Here is an 18,301-nt window from a genome sequence, read left to right as displayed (position 1 = left end):
AAAGTTATATTAATTTGAAAAAGGTATACAGTGCTCCGGCTTTTTCAATTAGGGGTTGACTGAAAGATGGTCGTCCGGCATAGGTTCATTTAAGATTTGGCTGAGGTTTTAGCGTTCCTGTTTGTCGTATGGACAGGAAATTCATTAACCTTTTTTAACGTATTGGAGAAGGTATGCCTAGTACCCTCCTGTTTATCCTTGTCGTGATTCCGTTTATCGCGGCATTGGGAGTTTACGCGCTAAGGGTCGATTCCTTGCGCACGGCTATGGTTTTGGCCACCGCGGTTCTCCTGACAGGAGCGTCGCTGGCCTTGTTCTCCTACGATACGGTTGCCTTTTCAACAACGTTGTTGGGCGCCAATCCAGGCCCGTTGATCGTACTCCTGGACTTCGTAGTGCTGTTCATCATTCTTGCCGTAGGTCTCAGCGCGAAACATCGGCTGATCATCTACCTTGCCGGGGCGCAGATCGTGCTGCTGGCCGTGTTCAAACTGATGTCGCCCGTCGAGGGCACCGGCCAGGCTCTGTTCATGGTCGATCCACTTTCAAAACTGATGATTGCCGTGGTCAGCATCGTCGGTTCGATTATCGTGATTCATGGTCTGCCGTACATGAAAAAGCACGAGGCTCACCTGCATCTGACCACATCGCGACAGCCTCAGTTCTTCGCGGTCATGCTGTTGTTTCTTGGGGCAATGAACGGGTTGGTATTGACCAACGATCTCTCGAATTTTTATTTCTTTTTCGAGCTGACCACCCTGTGTTCATTCCTGCTCATTCGTCACGACTTGACGGACGAATCCAAACGCAACGCATTGCGAGCGCTGTGGATCAACAGTCTTGGCGGTCTTGCCCTGTTGATCGGACTGTTTTGGATTGCCCTGGACCTCGGTACGGTGAACATTCAGCAGATTCTGGTTCTGTCCCCTGAAGCAGTATTCCTGCTGGTGCCCATTGGACTGTTGTGTCTGGGCGGGCTGACGAAAGCCGCTCAGCTGCCGTTCCAAAGCTGGCTGCTCGGCGCCATGGTCGCCCCGACGCCGGTTTCCGCCTTGCTGCACTCCGCAACCATGGTCAAGGCCGGCATCTATGTGTTCATGCGGTTTTCGCCCGCCTACTCCGGGACGTTCTTCTCCGTCACTGTGGCCCTGGTCGGCGCGTTCACCTTTCTTGCCGCCGCGCTTCTGGCCATCAGTCAGTCCAACGGGAAAAAGATCCTGGCCTACTCCACCGTCAGCAATCTTGGACTGATCATTGCCTGCGCCGGCGTGGGAACCCCGGCTGCCATCGCAGCGGGCATGTTTCTGATCCTGTTTCACGCGGTGAGCAAGGCTCTTCTGTTCCTGTGCGTGGGCACCATCGAGCAGCGGATCGCCAGCCGCGACATCGAGGACATGCGCGGACTGTACGCGATCATGCCCGTCACCGCGATCATTGCAGTATTGGCTGCGCTGACCATGATCCTGCCGCCCTTCGGCATGCTCATGGGCAAATGGATGGCCATTGAATCCTCGGCACACAATGTGCTTCTTGTGATCATCCTGGCTCTGGGAAGCGCGGTAACCGTGCTCTACTGGGCACGCTGGGCCGGTCTGTTCATGACCTACCCAATCAAGGACAGGATCCGCGCGGAAGAGCAGCCCATGCTGACCCGCCTGCCTCTGGTCGGACTCATCTGCGGAGCCGTGCTGCTGTCTTTCTACGCACCCTGGATCTACAGCTCTCTGATCTATCCGGCCGTTTCCATGCTGCATCTGGGAGTGCCGGACACAGTTCCCGCAACAACCTGGGGCATCCTGGTTACCGATCGCGGTTCCTTCCCCGTGATTCCGCTCTTCTTTGTAGCGGCAATCGGTCTGGCCGCCGGGTACTACTTCTTCAAGGTCGCCGGACGCGTCAAGACTTCCGGTCCCTACCTGTCCGGTGCCCAGTCCATGAAGGACCCCACCGCATACGCCGGTCCTTTGCGCCAATTTATCGTACCCACAACATCCAACTACTACCTGGAGAAGATTTTCGGTGAGAGCCTGATCAGTCCTTGGCTTAATACCGCGGCCTTGTTGCTTATTCTCCTGATGCTCGGAGGGGGGCTCTAAAATGAACACCGCTCAAGTTCTCATGGCATTGATCGCGGCTCTTTTTTTGGCGCCCTTGGCCGTCGGTGTGCTCACCGGCGTGGACAGGCGGATTACGGCGCGACTGCAGTCCCGTATCGGGCCTCCCATTCTCCAACCTTTTTATGACATCGGTAAACTGCTGGGCAAGGAAACCGTCCTTGCCAGTCACTGGCTGGCCTTCTGCTCACTGCTGTATCTGGCCGGCGCGGTAACCTCCGTAGTATTGTTCTTTCTGCAGGCCGACCTGCTGCTGATATTTTTCGTGCAGGCCGTCGGCTCCGTGTTCCTGGTTCTCGGAGCACTTTCGGTGCCTTCCCCGTACAGTCAGATCGGCGCGCATCGTGAGCTGTTGCAGATTATCGCCTACGAGCCTCTGTTGATCCTGGTCATCGTCGGCTTCTTCATGGCCACCGGCAGCTTCAAGATCGACGCCATTTACGCCATGGATCAGCCGTTGCTGCTGCAGATGCCCTTGCTGTTCCTCGTATTGGGCATTGCCCTGACCATCAAGTTGCGCAAGTCGCCCTTTGACATTTCCGGCTCGCACCACGCGCACCAGGAAATCGTCCGCGGCGTGTACACCGAGTACTCCGGCCCGTACTATGCGGTGGTCGAGATTGCCCACCTGTTTGAAATCGTCCTGATTCTCGGTTTGCTTTCCCTGTTCTGGTCTACGAGCGTAGTAGGGATTATCGTGCTTCTGGGCGTTACGTACTTCGTGGAAATACTGATCGACAACACCACATCCCGCATGACCTGGAGATGGATGCTGGGCACGGCTTGGGCAACAGGAATAACGCTCTCGTTGATTAACCTTCTTTGGCTGTACTACAGGTAACCGCTCATGAACATAATATCACAGTTTCTTCAAACCTCACGGATCAAATCGCCCTGGGTTCTGCATTTCGACTGCGGAAGTTGCAACGGGTGCGATATTGAAACGCTGGCCGTGCTTACTCCCGTCTATGACGTGGAGCGTTTCGGAATCATCAACGTGGGCAACCCGAAGCATGCGGATGTATTTCTGGTCACCGGAACGGTGAATCACCGCAACAAGAAGGTGCTGAAAAACCTCTACGATCAGATGCCGCAGCCCCGGGCGGTTATCGCCATCGGCGCCTGCGGATTGTCCGGCGGAGTGTTCCGGGATGCCCCGAACGTCGTCGGCGGCGTGGACAAGGTCATCCCCGTGGACGTGTACGTTCCCGGTTGCCCGCCTAAACCTGAAGCGATCATCGACGGCGTGGTGAAGGCGTTGGAATTGTTCGCCGCTAAGTCGTAAGGAGTTTGGAATATGGCCGAAGTTGAAACCACCGACAAAAATGTCGCCGTGCTTGAAACCGTGGCAGTCGCCATGGATGAGTTGAAGGTCGAGGTCACCCGGCTGAAAGCCGAAGGCTGGCGATTGGTAACCATCACCTGCGTCGACCTGGATGAAGAGAATGTCGACCTGCTCTATACCTTTGACCGTGAGCTCGAAATGGTGCATTTGCGATTAAAGCAACCCAAGACGCAGCCCGTGCCTTCGATCTCGGATATCCTCTTTGCCGCGTTTCTCGTGGAAAATGAGATCCAGGATCAGTTCGGGCTCTGTTTCGCCGGTCTTGTGCTGAACTTCGAGAACTATCTGTATCTTGAAGAAGAAGTTGGGACGACACCGTTCTGCAAATACAGCATCATCCGAAAAAACACCTAATCATCATACTTTCTTGATATTACCGAGGAGCTTTTATGGCCAAGACCATTATTCCTTTCGGTCCGCAGCACCCGGTCCTCCCAGAGCCGATCCATCTGTCTCTGACCGTCGAGGACGAAATCGTCACCCAGGCTGTCCCAGCGTTGGGTTACGTGCACCGTGGGCTGGAAAAACTGTGTGATATCCGTGATTATCACCACATGATTCAGATTGTGGAGCGGGTTTGCGGGATCTGCTCGAAGATCCACGCAATGTGTTACTGTCAGGGCCTTGAAAAAATGATGCAGATCGAGGTCCCTCCCCGGGCCAAGTATCTGCGCACCATCTGGTCGGAGCTGCACAGGGTCCATTCGCATCTGTTATGGCTTGGGCTTTTTGCCGATGCCTTCGGCTTTGAAAGCCTGTTCTATCAGTACTGGAAGATCCGGGAACGGATCATGGACATCAATGAAGCCACCACCGGCAATCGCGTCATCGTGTCGGTGAACGTGATGGGCGGCGTTCGCAAGGATTTGACGCCTGAACAGATCCGCTGGATCCTCACCGAACTGGTTGCGGTGGAAAGTGAACTCAAGGCGCTGGAGGCAACGACGCTGGACGACTACACCGTGAAGGCGCGGACCGTCGGCAAGGGCGTGTTGACCAAGGAACAGGCCTATGAATTGGGAGCCGCCGGACCGACATTGCGCGGCAGCGGCATTGCCCAGGATTGTCGGCAGCTGAACTATGCCGCCTTCCCTGACTTGGATTTCGAGCCCATCGTGGAGTACGGCGGTGATTCCTATTCCCGGAGCAAGGTCCGCTTCCGGGAAACGCTGCAGGCTATTGATCTTGTCCGCCAGGCCCTGCACAAGCTGCCCGAGGGTGAAATCAGCGTGAAGGTCAAAGGCAATCCTTCCGGTGAGGGAGTGGAAAGAGTGGAGCAGCCCCGCGGGGAGTTGTTCTACTACTTCAAGGGTGACGGGACCAAGAATCTGGATCGCCTGCGCATCCGGACCCCCACTTTCGCCAATATTCCTCCTCTGGCGGCCATGCTGCCGGGAATCGAGCTGGCGGACGTACCTGTCGTCGTTCTCTCCATTGACCCCTGCATCAGCTGCACGGAACGCTAGGAGTAAAAAATATGTTCAACATTGCTCCAATGACCGGGAATGTCATCAAAAACCTGCTCACCAAGAAGTCCACGCGACAGTACCCCTTTGTCGTACGTGAGCCCTTTGAAATCTCCCGCGGCGAACTCTACAACGACATCGACAACTGCATTTTCTGCTCCACCTGCGCCCGGAAATGTCCGGCGCAGTGCATCACCGTGGACAAGAAAACCGGTATCTGGACCTGCGATCCTTTTGCCTGCGTCTTTTGCGGTACTTGCGTGGATACCTGCCCCACGAACTGCCTGCACCACAAGAGAACCTGGCGTGCGGTAACCGGGGAACGGGAGATGATCACCATGCAGGGAACTCCGCCGCAGCCCAAGAAAAAAGCCGCGGCCAAAGAGAAGACCGAAGAGTAGTTTTTGATTGATGTCTGATTGAGCTTATCTGGATTTGCTCCGGCAGACAGGGAGTCGAGTTTTTCCCTGAAAGTCGGCTTCTGAACAGACATACGCAACCGTTATAACCAGGGACGACCTCTGCACCACTTCACGTGGAGCAGAGGTCGTCCTTTTTGCATTGTCACGACTGGAATGATTTGCGGTGAAAGATTGCTGTTTGCCGGTTTTGCCAAGGGCTAACGCAGATTGTCGATATTTATCGGCTTGCCACACGCAGGGCATTGCATCAATTTGATCATCTTGGCTCTGGGTTGATACAAATGTTTAATCCCTTTGTCGGTGACCACATACGCGACCGTGACCGGGTGTCCGCATTCACAATAACGCTGCTGCATGATAGGCCTCCTGTTTAATTGACATATGTTAAGTAAGAGAACAAAAAAAAACTTCTCCGGTTCAAACGTACTTCTGAAGAATGAACCGCCCGCTTCGCTTAAGACGCAAAGCGCCAAGAAGAGATTTTTTTCTTCGCAAGAAAAATGCAGAAGAAAAAAAGACTTCTTGTCTCTTGGCGTTTTTGGTCTCGCTAGGGAGGGGCAATCAATCATTTTGAAAGCAGCTTTTCCCTGCTTTCAAAAAATGTTTCCTTGGCGTCCTTCGTGCCTTGAGCGAAGCGGGCGGTTCAACTTGTCAATATTTACGCGTATTCCCGGCTGCTCCACAAAACTCGGCCGATGATGCGCAAGGTTTCGATCTCGTCGCCCTGCAATGTGACGGGAGCGTATCTGGGATTGGCGCTGTACAGGATCACCAAGCCGGGATGGGCCTGAATCCGCTTGACCAGAACGGCGTCTTGCAGGCCGATCACGTAGACGGCATTGCTTTGGACTTCGGAACGGCTTTGGTCCACCAGGATGGTGTCGCCTGCCTCCAACTCCGGAGACATGCTGTCCCCCACCACGTCCATGGCCACCATCCGATTCGGGTTTCCTTTCATGGATATCCAACCCCGGTCAAAAGGAATCTCGCCAACGACATTGTCCATGGTTTCCAGGGAACCCGCTCCGGCGCTGGCCCGGGCTGAAACCTTGGGGATGAACAGCGTCCTGTCCCGGTTGAGCGGACGAATCGGTCCTGTTCCGGTTTTCAACCATTCGGGGTTGAGTCCGAACATCGTGGCCACAATCAAGGCCCAGTTCTTGGGGACGCCGCGCTTTTTGGCCATGGTGATGGCCGAAGGATCAACCCCGAGCAGCGTTGCCAATTCCTTTTGGCTGCTGATGTCGGTCACTCTGGAGAGTCTGTGGAAAAAGTCGTCGAAATTCATAATCCGCGTCCTCGCGGATTCGATAATTGACAAATGTTAACCGATTGTCAAGGGTGATAGGCTATGAGTTATGGGCTGTGGGTTTCAGTTAGGTCAGGAGGCAGGAGTCGGAGTGGTTGTTGGGAGGGAAGGGCGCAGGGGTCGGAATCAGTCTCAATAGGCTGAGGGGATTTCCGAGGTTCATCCTCTGATCTCCTCCCAGCCTTTGCCTCCTGACTTCCGGCTCCTTCTCCTGCCTGATGTCTTACACCGTACGGTTATTTGTCGACGACTTTCTTTACGTCACCGGTCTTTTCCTGCGTTTTCCCTTTGGCTTTGTCCACCTTGCCCTCGGCTTCCATTTCGGCGTTGTTCGTCGCCTTGCCCGTGGCTTCCTTCACCTTGCCTTTCGCCTGATCCCATTTACCTTCCGCTTTGTCCTGAGTACTTGACTTCATGATGTTCTCCTTGTGTTGTGAGTGCTAAATGCGTCCCATCACCATCAGAATGATCAGAATCAACAGGATCAGGCCGATTCCGCCGCTGGGATACGGTCCCCATGCTCTGCTGTAGTTCCATGTGGGGAGGGTGGCTACGAGCAGGATGACGAGTATGATCAAAAGGATCGGCATGTTGATTTCTCCTTTTCCGAATGTTGAGGTGTCATCGGATTACCGTCACGGTCACGTGACCCTTCTTCCCTGGAGCAATTGGATCACGATGACGATGACCGCGATGACCAGCAGGAGATGAATGAATCCGCCGACAGTGTATCCGGATACCAATCCCAACAGCCACATGACCAACAGAATAACGAAAATTGTCCAAAGCATGTTTACCTCCACAGGATATGGTTGAATAAATCAAAGCACTCTCTTCGATCCGATATTCTGAATCTGGATCATCGAAACCCTTTATCGGGCTCGTTCGCGAAACAGACTCGGAACGTTTGCGATCACCGAAAATATTTTTGAAATTCACTGAATTGGGATTGCCTGGTGGAAGCGCCCAGCAGATATCCCAGCCCCATCCCGATGGCCAAACCGACGAGCAGCGATTTTCCCGGGTTTTTGCCGCCATAGCTCATGGCCTGTTTGTACTTTTCTCCGACCATTTTTTCCGTCTTTTCATACGCATCACCCACGGCGGATTCCGCCTTGCCGTAGAGTTCGCCGCCACGTTCGCTCATGCGCTGTCCCGTGCCGGAGTCACCTGTTTCTCCCAGTCCCGGCGTCTTCGGCATTTCTGTCGAGCTTTTTTCGATATTCATTGGATGCCTCCAAAGGTCTTAAAGGTTCTCCCATGGCTTGACAGGCAATCGCCATGATCCTGTCGCGTGTCTCCGCTCGCTGAGGTCGATCGATGCAGGTAGTCGAACAGAGGCACGTCCATCCGACATTCCATTCATCATCGGCATGGTTCATCATGAGCTGATTCGTGTTCGCAATGCGCTTCCATGCGCAACCGATACGTTTTTCGTCACCAATCAGAATATGGCCAAATGGTATCGTGTCCCGGTCGACAGCGTGAGTAGGGATTCGCTTCATTTTCAGCAGCGAAAACCATATCTGGCGGGATACTTTTACATGTAGGAGTCGAGGAATTGGAGCGGAGTGGGGTGTCAAGCCGGAAGCGTCTTGCCCACGGCGCGGGACGTTTGATTACGAAATGAGGCGCCGTAATCGTACGCATCGAAGGATACTGGTCAGGTTGGGAGAAGAAGCCGGCGTGCGGAGGCGGAGCGAATAGGGGGGGCTTTGGGGAGGATTGCGGTAAGCGCGGATCAGGCGTCAATCAAGACGCACCACCGGCAACTCCCGCCAGTTCGTCGTGTACCTCGGGCTCAGGTGGGCCTGACGCATCACCCAACGCTTTCCCGTGCCCTCCGCCCCCAGGCGCATGGTCATGGCCCCCCATTTGGCGTTGATCCGGTCCATGGTTTCCATCACGGCCTTGCTTCGCGCCCGTTCTTCCGGAGAAGGCTCGAACAGGTGCAGCCGGCGGCCTTGCTCTTTTTCGATCCCGAAGAGCATCACCCCGGCCTTGCGGTACTCGTAGCCGGGCTTGAAAATCTGATCCAGGACCTTTCGAGCCGCCCGGATCAGGTCCGGCGTGCGGCTTGTGGGCGCGACCAGGGACGAGACTGCGGCGTTGCTGTACTGCGGCCTGTCCAGGCGGAAGCGGTCCGTGAGCATGAACACCTGGAGGTGTCCGGCCACGCAGCCTTGGGCGCGAAGCCGTTCCCCGGTCCGAGCCGCGTAGCCCGAAATTATTTCCGCCAGCTTGTCCTTGTCCGTGAGCGATCCGGCAAAGGTGCGCGAGCAGACGATGCTCTTGGGCGTGGCCACGGTCTGCTCCAGCGGGAGGCAGGGAACGCCCTGCAGTTCCAGCAGGGTGTGCATTCCGTTCACGGTCATCCGCTTCCGGACCCAATCCTTGTCCAGTCTGCTGAACTGCAAGGCGTTGCGGATGCCGAACTCGCGCAACTTTTTGCCGTACTGCCGCCCGATGCCCCAGACGTCCTCAATCTCAATATCCGTCAGGATCCGGTCCCGGTCCGGATGGTCCTCAAGGCTGAAGGCGCCGCCGTGCTCCGGATGCTTCTTGGCCACCCGGTTGGCGACCTTGGCCAGGGTCTTGGTCGGGCCGATGCCGATGGACACGGGGATGCCCGTCCATTGCTGGATGGTGGCCCTGATCCGGCGGGCCACATCCAGGGGCCGGTCATGCATCCGGTCCAGACGCAGGAAGGCCTCGTCTATGGAATAGATTTCCATGTCCGGCGTGAACCGTGCCGCGGTGTCCATGACCCGCCGGGACATGTCGCCGTACAGGGCGAAGTTGGAGGAAAAGACCGCCACGCCGTGTTTTCTGAACAGAGGCTGGAACTTGAAGGCCGGTGCGCCCATGGGAATGCCCAAGGCCTTGGCTTCGGCGGAGCGGGCAATCACGCAGCCGTCGTTGTTGGAAAGGACAACGATGGGCCTCTTGCGCAGCTTGGGATTGAACGCCCGTTCGCAGGAGGCGTAGAAGTTGTTGCAGTCCAGCAGGGCGAAAATCGTCGCGGGCGGCTTGGTCATCCTTTTGAATTCATCCTTTTGGAGTCGAACGCAACAAGCGATGTGTCTGATCGAATCAGAGGTCAGAACCAGGGGTCAGGGTCAGATGAGGGAAGTCGGCCTACGGGATGAATGCGCGGGGCAATTGATCCGGTTCGGATCCGGATTGCAGACGTGAACTGCACAACGGCCTTGCGCAACAGGTCATGTCGGGATCGTGTGGAGTATGCATTTGCGTAAATCGTTACATTGATCAAGGTTGATGGCAAGCGCGGAACGTGGAGTCAAAACCATGAGCGACCTCCGCAGACAAGTCGGGCAATAGTTGCCGCGGCAATGAAAGAAATGCTGGACAATTAATTTTGAGCGAGTTAATTGTTTTCCCAAATGTCTGACAAGGGCAAAGCACTCCGAAAGGATGCGACGCAAAGCCACCGGCCTACGTTTTGCCAAGGCAGAATAAGGTAGCGGGGACGCCGGACACGAAGGTTCGAAAAGAATCCTTCCCGTTTATGATTTACTCCTGCCTTTGCCGGTCCGGCAACTCTTCCCCCTTTGGCATTTATCTTGCCTTGGCGCCCTGTCTGGTTGGGAACTGCTCTATCGCTACTCAGTCTTCCGTGTACGGATGATAAGCCCAGAACAGTCTTCCATGCGCTGGTGGTTATCATGATCAATGAATTTTTGGTATTGTTTCGATAATGAAAGAGCAGAGCTTCAATAATCAGCCTTCCGGCCTGACCTTTATCGAAGTCCTGGTCGCCATTGCAATCGCTTTGATCCTGATGGCAGTCGCTACGCCGTATGTGATGGGGATGTTGCGCAATGCCGGGGTTTCGACAGTGGCTCATGAGTTTTTGACAGCATTGAACTATGCCCGCAGCGAAGCCATCAAACGCAATCATCGGATAACCATATGCAAGAGTTCAAACGGAACTGAATGTACCGTCAACGGCGGCTGGGAACAAGGTTGGATCATTTTTACGGATGCGACAAACACCGGCACGGTGGAGGATCCAAGTCAAATTCTTAAAATACGGCGCCCGTTGGGAAGCGGATTTACTCTCTCCGGGAATATGCCTGTACGAAATTACATCTCCTATGTAAGCAACGGCTCAACTCAATATCTCAGTGGTGCTTTCCAGGCCGGAACGCTCACGTTGTGTCGTCAAAGCCGCGGAGTGAAGTTCGTCCTGGCAAGGGCAGGGCGGGTGCGAACGGAAAGCCATGAATGCGGTTCTCTATGACCTTCCAACAAACTTATGGGCAGTCTCGTGGTATGCCAAAAATAATATTTAATCAGACCCAGATCCGAGGTTTTTCCATAATTGAAGTCCTGGTAGTGGTTGCCATAGTCGCCATCTTGACTGGCATAGCGATCCCGGCGTTCAACGTGTTTATCGGCAATACGCGGACGAACACCCTGGCCAATGAATTCGTTTCGGCGCTCAATCTGGCTCGGAGCGAGGCCATGAAGCGAGGGATGGAAGTTTATGTCTGCAGGAGCTCGGATGGCCTTACTTGTGCGACAAGCGGAGCATGGGGACAAGGGTGGCTTGTCGCCGATCAGAATAGTGCTCGAATCAGGGCGCGTGGTGCCTTAAAGGAGCAGCTGTCTTTTGACGGAATCGGCAAATTTTACGACTCCAATTTCAGAGCCACTTTCCGCGGAGATGGAACTATTAAGGAAATTATTAATGAAGCAAATGACTACTTCCAGGTCAAGCACATGGATCGCGTAATGTGCATCAAGGTGAACCAGTCCGGAAGAGTGAGGTCACAACGAGAACCATGTTGAAGTGTATCGCAGTACTTTCTCCGACAAATGTTACACTTGATAAAAGGCCTGCAGCCGGCTTCACCCTTCTTGAAGTTCTGGTCGGGCTGATCATTCTGGCCATCGGGCTGCTGGGTCTGGCCGGAATGCAGATGGTGTCCCTGCGGCAGAATAATGATGCATATCTACGTTCACAGGCGACGTTGCAGGCCTACGATATTCTGGATCGGATGCGGGCCAACCGGACCTATGCGCTCAACGGACGTTATGTGGTCGATTTCGAGGAAGAACCTGCAGCAAATCTGCCTTCTGCCGTCAAATTTGATCTGGAACAATGGAAAGAAACCCTGGCCGTTTTTCCCGGCCCCGGAGACGGTGCTATTGAAATGATCGACGATACGGTGGTCCTGATCACGATTAAGTGGAGAGAGTCCAGGGAGGATGACGCGCAGTGGCAGGAATTCTGGACACAGTCCGAACTATGAAGGTTAGAAGCATGCGAAGCGTTAATCAAAGCCAGTCTGGCCTGTCCATTGTCGAGGCCCTGGTAACCATGGTCATTCTGATGATCGTCCTCGGCGGTGTCTATCAGATATTTCTGAGCAATTCCCTGACTTATCGCATGCAGGAAGGAGTGTCGCGTCTTCAGGAAAATGGCAGGTTTGCAATGGATTTTCTAATTCGTGACATACGAATGGCAGGATATATTGGGTGCGTATCTGACGTACAACAGATCAAGAATGTTTTGAAAGATAAAGAAAGCTATATGTATAATTTTAAAGAGTCACTTTATGGTTACGATGCTGATGATAGTTTGCAATATCCAGTTGAAATTAGAGAAGGAACATGGTCCAATGACTCAAACTCTGCAATTCCCAAGCTGGATGTAATAAATAAAATTAAGGTGAACAATATTCTTGCTGGAAGTGATATTCTCACCATACGGACAGCATATGATGATGGCGTTTCGGTAACTAAAGATCCAAGTAAAAAACATACTGCAGCAACAATACATACTGTACAAAATCATCCTTTTAAAGTTGCTGATATTATACTTGTTTCAGATTGTGAAGCAGCGGCTATTTTTCAAGTTTCAAGTAATCCGCAATCCCACTCAATTACCCATAATACTGGGACTATTAACACAAGCTACGGAAAAGCTGATCCTGAAAATGAAACAAGTAATCTTGGTAAAAGTTTTAATTCAGGATCTTTTTATTGGATCGCAACATTTACATATTTTATTAATTTAAATTCATCTGGGACTTCAAGTCTCTATAGGAAAAGAGGAAGTGAACCGGCTCAAGAATTGGTGGAAGGAGTTGAATCCATGCAGGTATTGTATGGAATAGATTATAACGGAAATTTCAATATAGATAATTATGTTACAGCTTCAGACGTTGGGGATTGGAATAGCGTTCGAAGTGTCCAAATTGGTCTATTGATGAGTACTGTTGATGAAATACGTGGTGTGGATTCTGACACAGCTGTATATAACGTACTTGGTACAATGATTGGGCCCGCAAATGACATGCGTTTAAGACGTGTTTTCACGACAACGATTGGGCTTCGTAACAGGTTGAAATAGATAGAGAATATGTGTAATTCGTTAATCCCTCACAATCAAGAAATTGATTCTCAGACCGGCTCCGCTCTGGTTATTTCTCTAGTCATGCTTCTGGTTCTAACCCTTATGGCTGTAGCTGGAATGCAGACGACTTCGTTACAGGAAAGAATGGCGGGCAATATGCGCGACAAAGATCTTGCATTTCAGGCCGCAGAGGCTGCCTTGCGGGAAGCTGAATCCTATCTCCAAGGCGCTGTTCTTGATCCATTTGACGGGACAAACGGCCTGTACAAGCCAAACATATCCTTATGGACTGATCCAGTTGTCTGGGCTCCAGGTAGCTCTTTTTCATGGGAGTACGAATTTTTGATCGACAACGTGAAGCAACTTCCGCGCTATATAATTGAAGAGTTACCCCCTGTGGCCCAGCCTCTCGGAAGCCTGGCGGCGGATGAACCAATCCCTGAAGCCGGTATTTACCGCATTACCTCCTTTGCCGTTGGCGGCTCTTCTAATGCGGAAGTCATTCTGCAGGTAACGTATAAACGTTAGTCTCACAGGCACTGTCCAAAATGTTTCAGGTGAAGGTAGATCGCCTTTGAGGAGAAAGAATATGATAACTCACTTCTTCAATTTCATCACCAAGCTCAAACTGTATCTCATTCTGAATCTGCTTTTTAGCATTCTCTTGGTGTCCTCGCCTGGGCATGCCTTGAATATCTCTCAAGTACCTCTTTTTGTTAGCCAGGCAGTGATCCCGCAGGTTATGCTGACGATGTCCAACGATCACCAGCTCTACTTCGAGGCTTATCCTGACTATGCAGATTTGACAGGAAATGGAGCAGCGGAAAGAACATACAATCATGCAATAGATTATTACGGTTATTTTGATTCAAAGAAATGTTATGATTACGATGCCACACAAGGTATGTTCCAGCCGAAATCCATCACGGCAGATAAATACTGTGCCGGAAATTGGAGTGGAAATTTCTTAAACTATATATCCATGGCTCGTATCGACGTAATCCGCAAGATCCTCTATGGCGGATCCCGCTCCACGGACACCGTCACGACTACCGTTCTTGAACGAACATATCTTCCCAATGACGCGCACAGCTGGGTACGGTATTATGACGGATTCGACCTCCCACAGCTGACGCCGTTCTCGTCTTCTTCGTACACAACCACGACAAGTGTGACATCTATTACCATCCCTGCTGGTTCTCGTAACGATACAACGGATCGCAGAACTTTTGCTACGGGATGGAACAATTCTTCACAGGTTCAAATCGGCGACCAATTGATCATCGAGAGCCAAGCTCTTCCGCAGTCTGCTCGAATGCTCGGCGTAGTACGTTCCTTTAACTCCGGTCTGGTTGAGGTTCAGATAACAAGTAGTGACGGTACTGGAGTTACACGAAGCGATTGGCAGCTAACGAACAACTCGCGCAGGGGATACAGCTTTTGCAACACTTCTGTGGCGCCTGACGGAACTTTTTCCCAGATCGTAACCACTCCTCCGCTGATTCGTATTTCTCAAGGTAATTATTCGCTCTGGACTGCTAACGAACGGCATCAATGCCGCTGGCAAGGAGAGGTGACCCGCAGCGGTCACAGCGAAATGCAGATTGGCGGTCTTCGGTTCAGTAACGGCAATGATGTCAGTAGCACAGGCATATTTGCAAATTCAGACAACCCACCCTGGAACGTAACTGGAATTCAGACTCTGGAACTCAATGCACTCGTTCAAGTTTGTGTCGCAGGTTTGGTGGGAACTGAAAAGTGCAAGCAGTATCCGCAGGGTAACCTGAAACCCATTGGCCTCCTGCAGCAGTATGGAGAGGATGAAATCTTGCATTTTGGGCTGCTGACAGGCAGCTACATGCGCAACAAGTCTGGAGGAGTACTCCGCAGAAGCCTTGGCAATATCAGTAATGAAATCAATATAACGACAGATGGAACGTTCAAAAGCGCGCCAAGTGGCGGTGGGATCATCAGAACCCTGAACAGTTTTCGCATCTACGGATATCGTCACCATACCGGTACAGGAAACAATGATGCAACTTATAATGCCGGCACATCTGATGGAGGCGACAACTGTCCTTGGGGACTGAATACTTTTAATGACGGGCGCTGCACCAACTGGGGAAATCCCCAGTCGGAGATTTTCCTGGAGACCTTGCGTTACCTGGCTGGAAAACAGCCCCATGGCGATTATGTCGTCTCAGGCACCGATCGTCTTTCTGGTCTACCGGCCCTGACCGCATGGCAGGATCCCCTTTCAAACAGCAATTGGTGTGCTGATCTGAGCATTGTCAGCTTCAACAGCTCGGCCTCCTCGTACGATGCGGATCAGCTCAGCGGCGTGAGTGGACTCGGTGCCTCGTCCGCTGCTTCCCTGACGGGTATCGTCGGCCAGGGAGAAAACATCCATGACGGATCATGGTTCGTCGGGCAGGCCGGGTCTGCAAATGACCAATTGTGTACATCAAAGACTGTCGGATCTCTTGGCGACGTGCTTGGTATTTGTCCCGAAGCGCCCCGACTGCAAGGTTCCTATCATATAGCAGGACTTGCGCATTATGCTTATACGGAAAGTATACGCGGAGATCTTGTTGATTCACAGGGTAATGCAGCGGCGATCCAGACCAAGACATACGGTGTGTCACTGGCTCCTGCCGTGCCCCGGCTAGAGATTCCCAGGCCTGGTCAATCTACCCCCGCGGTGACTCTTTTGCCGGCTTGCCGTAACACAACCATTAGCGGCAATTGCGCCATTGTTGATTTTAAGGTCATTGAGCAGGATTTGGAAGCCGGTTTGGGCTCTTTCCTCGTTCAATGGGAAGACAGCGAGCAGGGTGGCGATTACGACATGGACCTGAACGGTGTGATCCGATACCAAATCACCGATGACAAGATTACCATCACCACAAACGTTTTTAGTCAGTCCACCACTAATGCTATGGGCTTCGGATATGTGATCAGCGGAACGACCTTAGACGGCTTCCAGGTGCATTCCGGGATCAATGGTTACAATCGCAGTTCAGGCAGCGATGTCCCGGGTTGCTCTCATTGCCAATATAACGATCCAGCCACATCCTATACCTACACTTTGGGGCCCTCCACCGCGCAATCTCTGAGAGAGCCGTTGTATTATGCCGCAAAATGGGGCGGTTATAACAAATCTAAAAATTTCCCCACCGATCCGACATCCTGGGACTCGACTGGAGATGGTTTGCCGGACAACTACTATTACGCCATCGATCCCTCCAAACTGGCAGATGATTTGGAAAACATCTTCAAGGAAGTTGTGGAAACTACCGGTTCCGCAGCCTCAGTCGTTGCCAACTCCGTTCGCCTTGATACAGGCACCTATGTTTATCAGGCCCGCTTCCGGACATCGGACTGGTCCGGCGAATTGATTTCCTTCCCAGTGCTTATGGATGGCAGCACTAGTGGTATGGATTGGGAGGCAGGAAATATGCTGCCTCAGCACACTCAACGCAATATCTATACATATAACCCTGAATCCACGCCAAAGGGTGTGAAGTTTCAATGGAACAATCTTAACGTTACGCAGCAGAGTTTTCTCATGGGCGACGGCGGCACAACTCATGGACAGGCGGTACTCAACTATCTTCGGGGCGATAAAAGCAATGAACTACCGAATGGAATCTTCCGAGCTAGAACTCGTTTGCTAGGCGACATTATCAATTCAGATCCGGTTTTCGTCGGTGCTGCCAACTTTGGCTATAATGTTTCCACAATAGCTGAGGGTTTTACCGGAGATGAGTTGATTGAGGGAGCCTACAATCAATTCCTCAATGCCACCAAGGACCGCACTAAGATGATCTACCTCGGTGCCAACGACGGCATGCTCCACGGCTTTCGGGCCGACGACGGAGTGGAGATGATGGCCTATATACCTAATGAAGTGTTTCCTCATTTGCGCAAGCTGACAGACCCTGAGTACGAACATAGGTATTTTGTTGATGGCCCACCGAGGGTGGGTGATGCTTTTATTAATGGAGAATGGAGAACGATTTTGGTAGGCAGTACAGGAGCTGGAGGTAGGTCTGTATTTGCCTTAGATGTAACAGATCCTGATAATTTTACAGCCGCAAATGTGCTATGGGAGTTCACGGATCCAGAACTTGGTTATTCCATTGGACAGCCGACAATTGCGCGTTTAAAAAACGGTCAGTGGGTGGCAATCTTTGGCAATGGCTACGGCAGCAATAATCATCTGGCCAAACTCTTTATCGTCAATCTGACAACCGGTGCTCGGTTGGGGGCAATAGATACACAAACAGGAACAGAAGCAGCACCAAACGGATTGTCAACCCCTATTCCTGTGGACATTAACAATGATAGAATTACCGATTATGCTTATGCAGGGGATTTGCTAGGAAATCTGTGGAAGTTTGATTTGACGAGCAGCAATATAAATAATCCAGGCTGGGGTGTTGCTTATAAAGATGGTAATACGCTGAAGCCACTTTTTACCGCACGAGATCGAAATGGTAATGTTCAACCAATTACAGCACGGCCGGTGGTGGGTTCTCATCCTAATGGTGGAAAAATGGTATATTTCGGCACGGGCAAATTTTTTGAAACAGGCGACAACGTCGTAAATAATATTACAAAGCATCAGACGTTTTATGGGATTCGAGACACCGGTTTCATCCCGCAAACTGACCGCAGCATATTGAAGAAACAGCATATTCTTTTTGAGGGCGTCCATTATGACATGCCCGTAAGAGTTACTTCAAATTACCTAGTAAATTACACGGATACATCAGATTCAACGGACCCTATCAGACGCGGCTGGTACCTGGACTTGATTAAACCGACGAACATTCTGCAAGGGGAGCGGGTCGTCAGTCCTGCTCTGCTACGTAATGGACGAATAATTTTAACGACAATGATTCCTTCGGAGCATCCTTGCGACTTCGGCGGATCTAGTTGGCTGATGGAGTTGGACGCTTTGAGCGGCGGTAGGCTCGATTTCTCGTTTTTTGACTTCAATGGAGACATGTTCTTCAATGTTGAAGACTTCGTTACGGTAACGATTGTCAATGAGGACGACACAACGGAGGAGGTTGCTGTTCCCGTAAGCGGAGTAAAGCTGGATGTAGGCATTGCCAAGACTCCGGCGGTCATTTCCGCCGGCGAAGTGGAGTACAAATACTTCAGCGGCTCCAGTGGAGACATGCAGGTCGTCTTGGAAAATCCTGGCGATGCCGCGACAACGGGTAGACAGTCCTGGCGTCAACTCAGATAG

The 18,301-nt window shown here is 52.1% G+C and carries 19 protein-coding genes and 1 riboswitch; of the genes, 12 read left to right on the top strand and 7 right to left on the bottom strand.

Features of this window, described 5'->3' with window-relative positions:
* Positions 1–173: 173 nt before the first annotated feature.
* Genes BLP93_RS00605 through BLP93_RS00580 form a run of 6 tightly spaced genes read left to right on the top strand, consistent with a single transcriptional unit; the run spans position 174 to position 5,326 of the window.
* On the top strand, positions 174–2,096 hold the full coding sequence (locus BLP93_RS00605; protein ID WP_092116168.1) for an NADH-quinone oxidoreductase subunit 5 family protein: 1,923 nt from the start codon (positions 174–176) through the stop codon (positions 2,094–2,096).
* 1 nt (position 2,097) lies between these two features.
* Positions 2,098–2,955: a respiratory chain complex I subunit 1 family protein gene (locus tag BLP93_RS00600; RefSeq protein WP_092116166.1), complete on the top strand. Its 858-nt coding sequence runs from the start codon at positions 2,098–2,100 to the stop codon at positions 2,953–2,955.
* 6 nt (positions 2,956–2,961) lie between these two features.
* Positions 2,962–3,399 (top strand): NADH-quinone oxidoreductase subunit B family protein, encoded by a 438-nt coding sequence (locus BLP93_RS00595; protein ID WP_092116164.1) that lies wholly within the window; start codon positions 2,962–2,964, stop codon positions 3,397–3,399.
* A gap of 12 nt (positions 3,400–3,411) precedes the next feature.
* On the top strand, positions 3,412–3,813 hold the full coding sequence (locus tag BLP93_RS00590) for an NADH-quinone oxidoreductase subunit C (protein WP_244148603.1): 402 nt from the start codon (positions 3,412–3,414) through the stop codon (positions 3,811–3,813).
* A 35-nt stretch (positions 3,814–3,848) separates the two neighbouring features.
* Positions 3,849–4,925 carry a hydrogenase large subunit gene (locus BLP93_RS00585; protein WP_092116162.1) on the top strand — a complete coding sequence of 359 codons (1,077 nt, stop codon included), beginning with the start codon at positions 3,849–3,851 and terminating at the stop codon, positions 4,923–4,925.
* Positions 4,926–4,936: 11 nt separating this feature from the next.
* Positions 4,937–5,326: a 4Fe-4S binding protein gene (locus BLP93_RS00580; protein WP_092116160.1), complete on the top strand. Its 390-nt coding sequence runs from the start codon at positions 4,937–4,939 to the stop codon at positions 5,324–5,326.
* 218 nt (positions 5,327–5,544) lie between these two features.
* Here the strand turns inward: BLP93_RS00580 and BLP93_RS17135 are convergent, their stop codons facing one another.
* The 7 genes from BLP93_RS17135 to BLP93_RS00555 form a co-directional block, all read right to left on the bottom strand.
* The gene (locus tag BLP93_RS17135) at positions 5,545–5,703 is read right to left on the bottom strand and encodes a hypothetical protein (RefSeq protein WP_208596537.1); all 159 of its coding nucleotides are present in this window, start codon (positions 5,701–5,703) and stop codon (positions 5,545–5,547) included.
* Positions 5,704–6,005: 302 nt separating this feature from the next.
* Positions 6,006–6,635, bottom strand: coding sequence for a LexA family transcriptional regulator (locus BLP93_RS00575; protein ID WP_092116158.1), 630 nt, complete (start codon positions 6,633–6,635; stop codon positions 6,006–6,008).
* Positions 6,636–6,892: 257 nt separating this feature from the next.
* Complete coding sequence (locus tag BLP93_RS00570) at positions 6,893–7,072, bottom strand: CsbD family protein (RefSeq protein ID WP_092116156.1); 180 nt, start codon at positions 7,070–7,072, stop codon at positions 6,893–6,895.
* Between the two features lie 24 nt (positions 7,073–7,096).
* Entirely contained in the window at positions 7,097–7,246 is a 150-nt protein-coding gene (locus BLP93_RS00565; protein WP_244148602.1) for a DUF3309 family protein, read from the bottom strand.
* Between the two features lie 51 nt (positions 7,247–7,297).
* Complete coding sequence (locus tag BLP93_RS16505) at positions 7,298–7,447, bottom strand: lmo0937 family membrane protein (RefSeq protein WP_139162869.1); 150 nt, start codon at positions 7,445–7,447, stop codon at positions 7,298–7,300.
* A 122-nt stretch (positions 7,448–7,569) separates the two neighbouring features.
* On the bottom strand, positions 7,570–7,884 hold the full coding sequence (locus BLP93_RS00560) for a hypothetical protein (RefSeq protein ID WP_092116152.1): 315 nt from the start codon (positions 7,882–7,884) through the stop codon (positions 7,570–7,572).
* A gap of 520 nt (positions 7,885–8,404) precedes the next feature.
* A complete protein-coding gene (locus BLP93_RS00555) occupies positions 8,405–9,694 on the bottom strand; it encodes a Y-family DNA polymerase (RefSeq protein ID WP_092116150.1) in 1,290 nt (429 codons plus the stop codon).
* Between the two features lie 368 nt (positions 9,695–10,062).
* Positions 10,063–10,154: riboswitch (cyclic di-GMP riboswitch) on the top strand.
* 220 nt (positions 10,155–10,374) lie between these two features.
* Between BLP93_RS00555 and BLP93_RS00550 the strand changes: the two genes are divergently transcribed.
* The 6 genes from BLP93_RS00550 (at position 10,375) to BLP93_RS00525 (ending at position 18,301) form a co-directional block, all read left to right on the top strand.
* Positions 10,375–10,920, top strand: a complete 546-nt coding sequence (locus BLP93_RS00550; RefSeq protein ID WP_092116148.1) for a GspH/FimT family pseudopilin — start codon at positions 10,375–10,377, stop codon at positions 10,918–10,920.
* The gene (locus tag BLP93_RS00545) at positions 10,905–11,471 is read left to right on the top strand and encodes a GspH/FimT family pseudopilin (protein ID WP_092116146.1); all 567 of its coding nucleotides are present in this window, start codon (positions 10,905–10,907) and stop codon (positions 11,469–11,471) included. Before BLP93_RS00550 ends, BLP93_RS00545 begins: the two co-directional genes overlap by 16 nt.
* On the top strand, positions 11,465–11,935 hold the full coding sequence (gene pilV, locus BLP93_RS00540) for a type IV pilus modification protein PilV (RefSeq protein WP_092116144.1): 471 nt from the start codon (positions 11,465–11,467) through the stop codon (positions 11,933–11,935). The genes BLP93_RS00545 and pilV overlap by 7 nt, the downstream gene beginning before the upstream one ends.
* Positions 11,902–13,038, top strand: coding sequence for a PilW family protein (locus BLP93_RS00535; protein ID WP_139162868.1), 1,137 nt, complete (start codon positions 11,902–11,904; stop codon positions 13,036–13,038). The genes pilV and BLP93_RS00535 overlap by 34 nt, the downstream gene beginning before the upstream one ends.
* 9 nt (positions 13,039–13,047) lie before the next feature.
* A complete protein-coding gene (locus BLP93_RS00530) occupies positions 13,048–13,569 on the top strand; it encodes a pilus assembly PilX family protein (RefSeq protein ID WP_092116140.1) in 522 nt (173 codons plus the stop codon).
* A 61-nt stretch (positions 13,570–13,630) separates the two neighbouring features.
* A complete protein-coding gene (locus BLP93_RS00525; RefSeq protein ID WP_208596536.1) occupies positions 13,631–18,301 on the top strand; it encodes a pilus assembly protein in 4,671 nt (1,556 codons plus the stop codon).

The sequence above is a fragment of the Desulfonatronum thiosulfatophilum genome, assembly GCF_900104215.1.
GTDB classification, from domain to species: Bacteria; Desulfobacterota; Desulfovibrionia; order Desulfovibrionales; family Desulfonatronaceae; genus Desulfonatronum; species Desulfonatronum thiosulfatophilum.
This window is presented reverse-complemented; position numbering and strand designations above follow the sequence as displayed.

Bases quoted from the DNA above. Each gene is read 5' to 3' on its own strand.
- BLP93_RS00605 (WP_092116168.1), top strand. From the start codon at position 174: ATGCCTAGTACCCTCCTGTTTATCCTTGTCGTGATTCCGTTTATCGCG.
- BLP93_RS00600 (WP_092116166.1), top strand. From the start codon at position 2,098: ATGAACACCGCTCAAGTTCTCATGGCATTGATCGCGGCTCTTTTTTTG.
- BLP93_RS00595 (WP_092116164.1), top strand. From the start codon at position 2,962: ATGAACATAATATCACAGTTTCTTCAAACCTCACGGATCAAATCGCCC.
- BLP93_RS00590 (WP_244148603.1), top strand. From the start codon at position 3,412: ATGGCCGAAGTTGAAACCACCGACAAAAATGTCGCCGTGCTTGAAACC.
- BLP93_RS00585 (WP_092116162.1), top strand. From the start codon at position 3,849: ATGGCCAAGACCATTATTCCTTTCGGTCCGCAGCACCCGGTCCTCCCA.
- BLP93_RS00580 (WP_092116160.1), top strand. From the start codon at position 4,937: ATGTTCAACATTGCTCCAATGACCGGGAATGTCATCAAAAACCTGCTC.
- BLP93_RS17135 (WP_208596537.1), bottom strand. From the start codon at position 5,703: ATGCAGCAGCGTTATTGTGAATGCGGACACCCGGTCACGGTCGCGTAT.
- BLP93_RS00575 (WP_092116158.1), bottom strand. From the start codon at position 6,635: ATGAATTTCGACGACTTTTTCCACAGACTCTCCAGAGTGACCGACATC.
- BLP93_RS00570 (WP_092116156.1), bottom strand. From the start codon at position 7,072: ATGAAGTCAAGTACTCAGGACAAAGCGGAAGGTAAATGGGATCAGGCG.
- BLP93_RS00565 (WP_244148602.1), bottom strand. From the start codon at position 7,246: ATGCCGATCCTTTTGATCATACTCGTCATCCTGCTCGTAGCCACCCTC.
- BLP93_RS16505 (WP_139162869.1), bottom strand. From the start codon at position 7,447: ATGCTTTGGACAATTTTCGTTATTCTGTTGGTCATGTGGCTGTTGGGA.
- BLP93_RS00560 (WP_092116152.1), bottom strand. From the start codon at position 7,884: ATGAATATCGAAAAAAGCTCGACAGAAATGCCGAAGACGCCGGGACTG.
- BLP93_RS00555 (WP_092116150.1), bottom strand. From the start codon at position 9,694: ATGACCAAGCCGCCCGCGACGATTTTCGCCCTGCTGGACTGCAACAAC.
- BLP93_RS00550 (WP_092116148.1), top strand. From the start codon at position 10,375: ATGAAAGAGCAGAGCTTCAATAATCAGCCTTCCGGCCTGACCTTTATC.
- BLP93_RS00545 (WP_092116146.1), top strand. From the start codon at position 10,905: ATGCGGTTCTCTATGACCTTCCAACAAACTTATGGGCAGTCTCGTGGT.
- pilV (WP_092116144.1), top strand. From the start codon at position 11,465: ATGTTGAAGTGTATCGCAGTACTTTCTCCGACAAATGTTACACTTGAT.
- BLP93_RS00530 (WP_092116140.1), top strand. From the start codon at position 13,048: ATGTGTAATTCGTTAATCCCTCACAATCAAGAAATTGATTCTCAGACC.
- BLP93_RS00525 (WP_208596536.1), top strand. From the start codon at position 13,631: ATGATAACTCACTTCTTCAATTTCATCACCAAGCTCAAACTGTATCTC.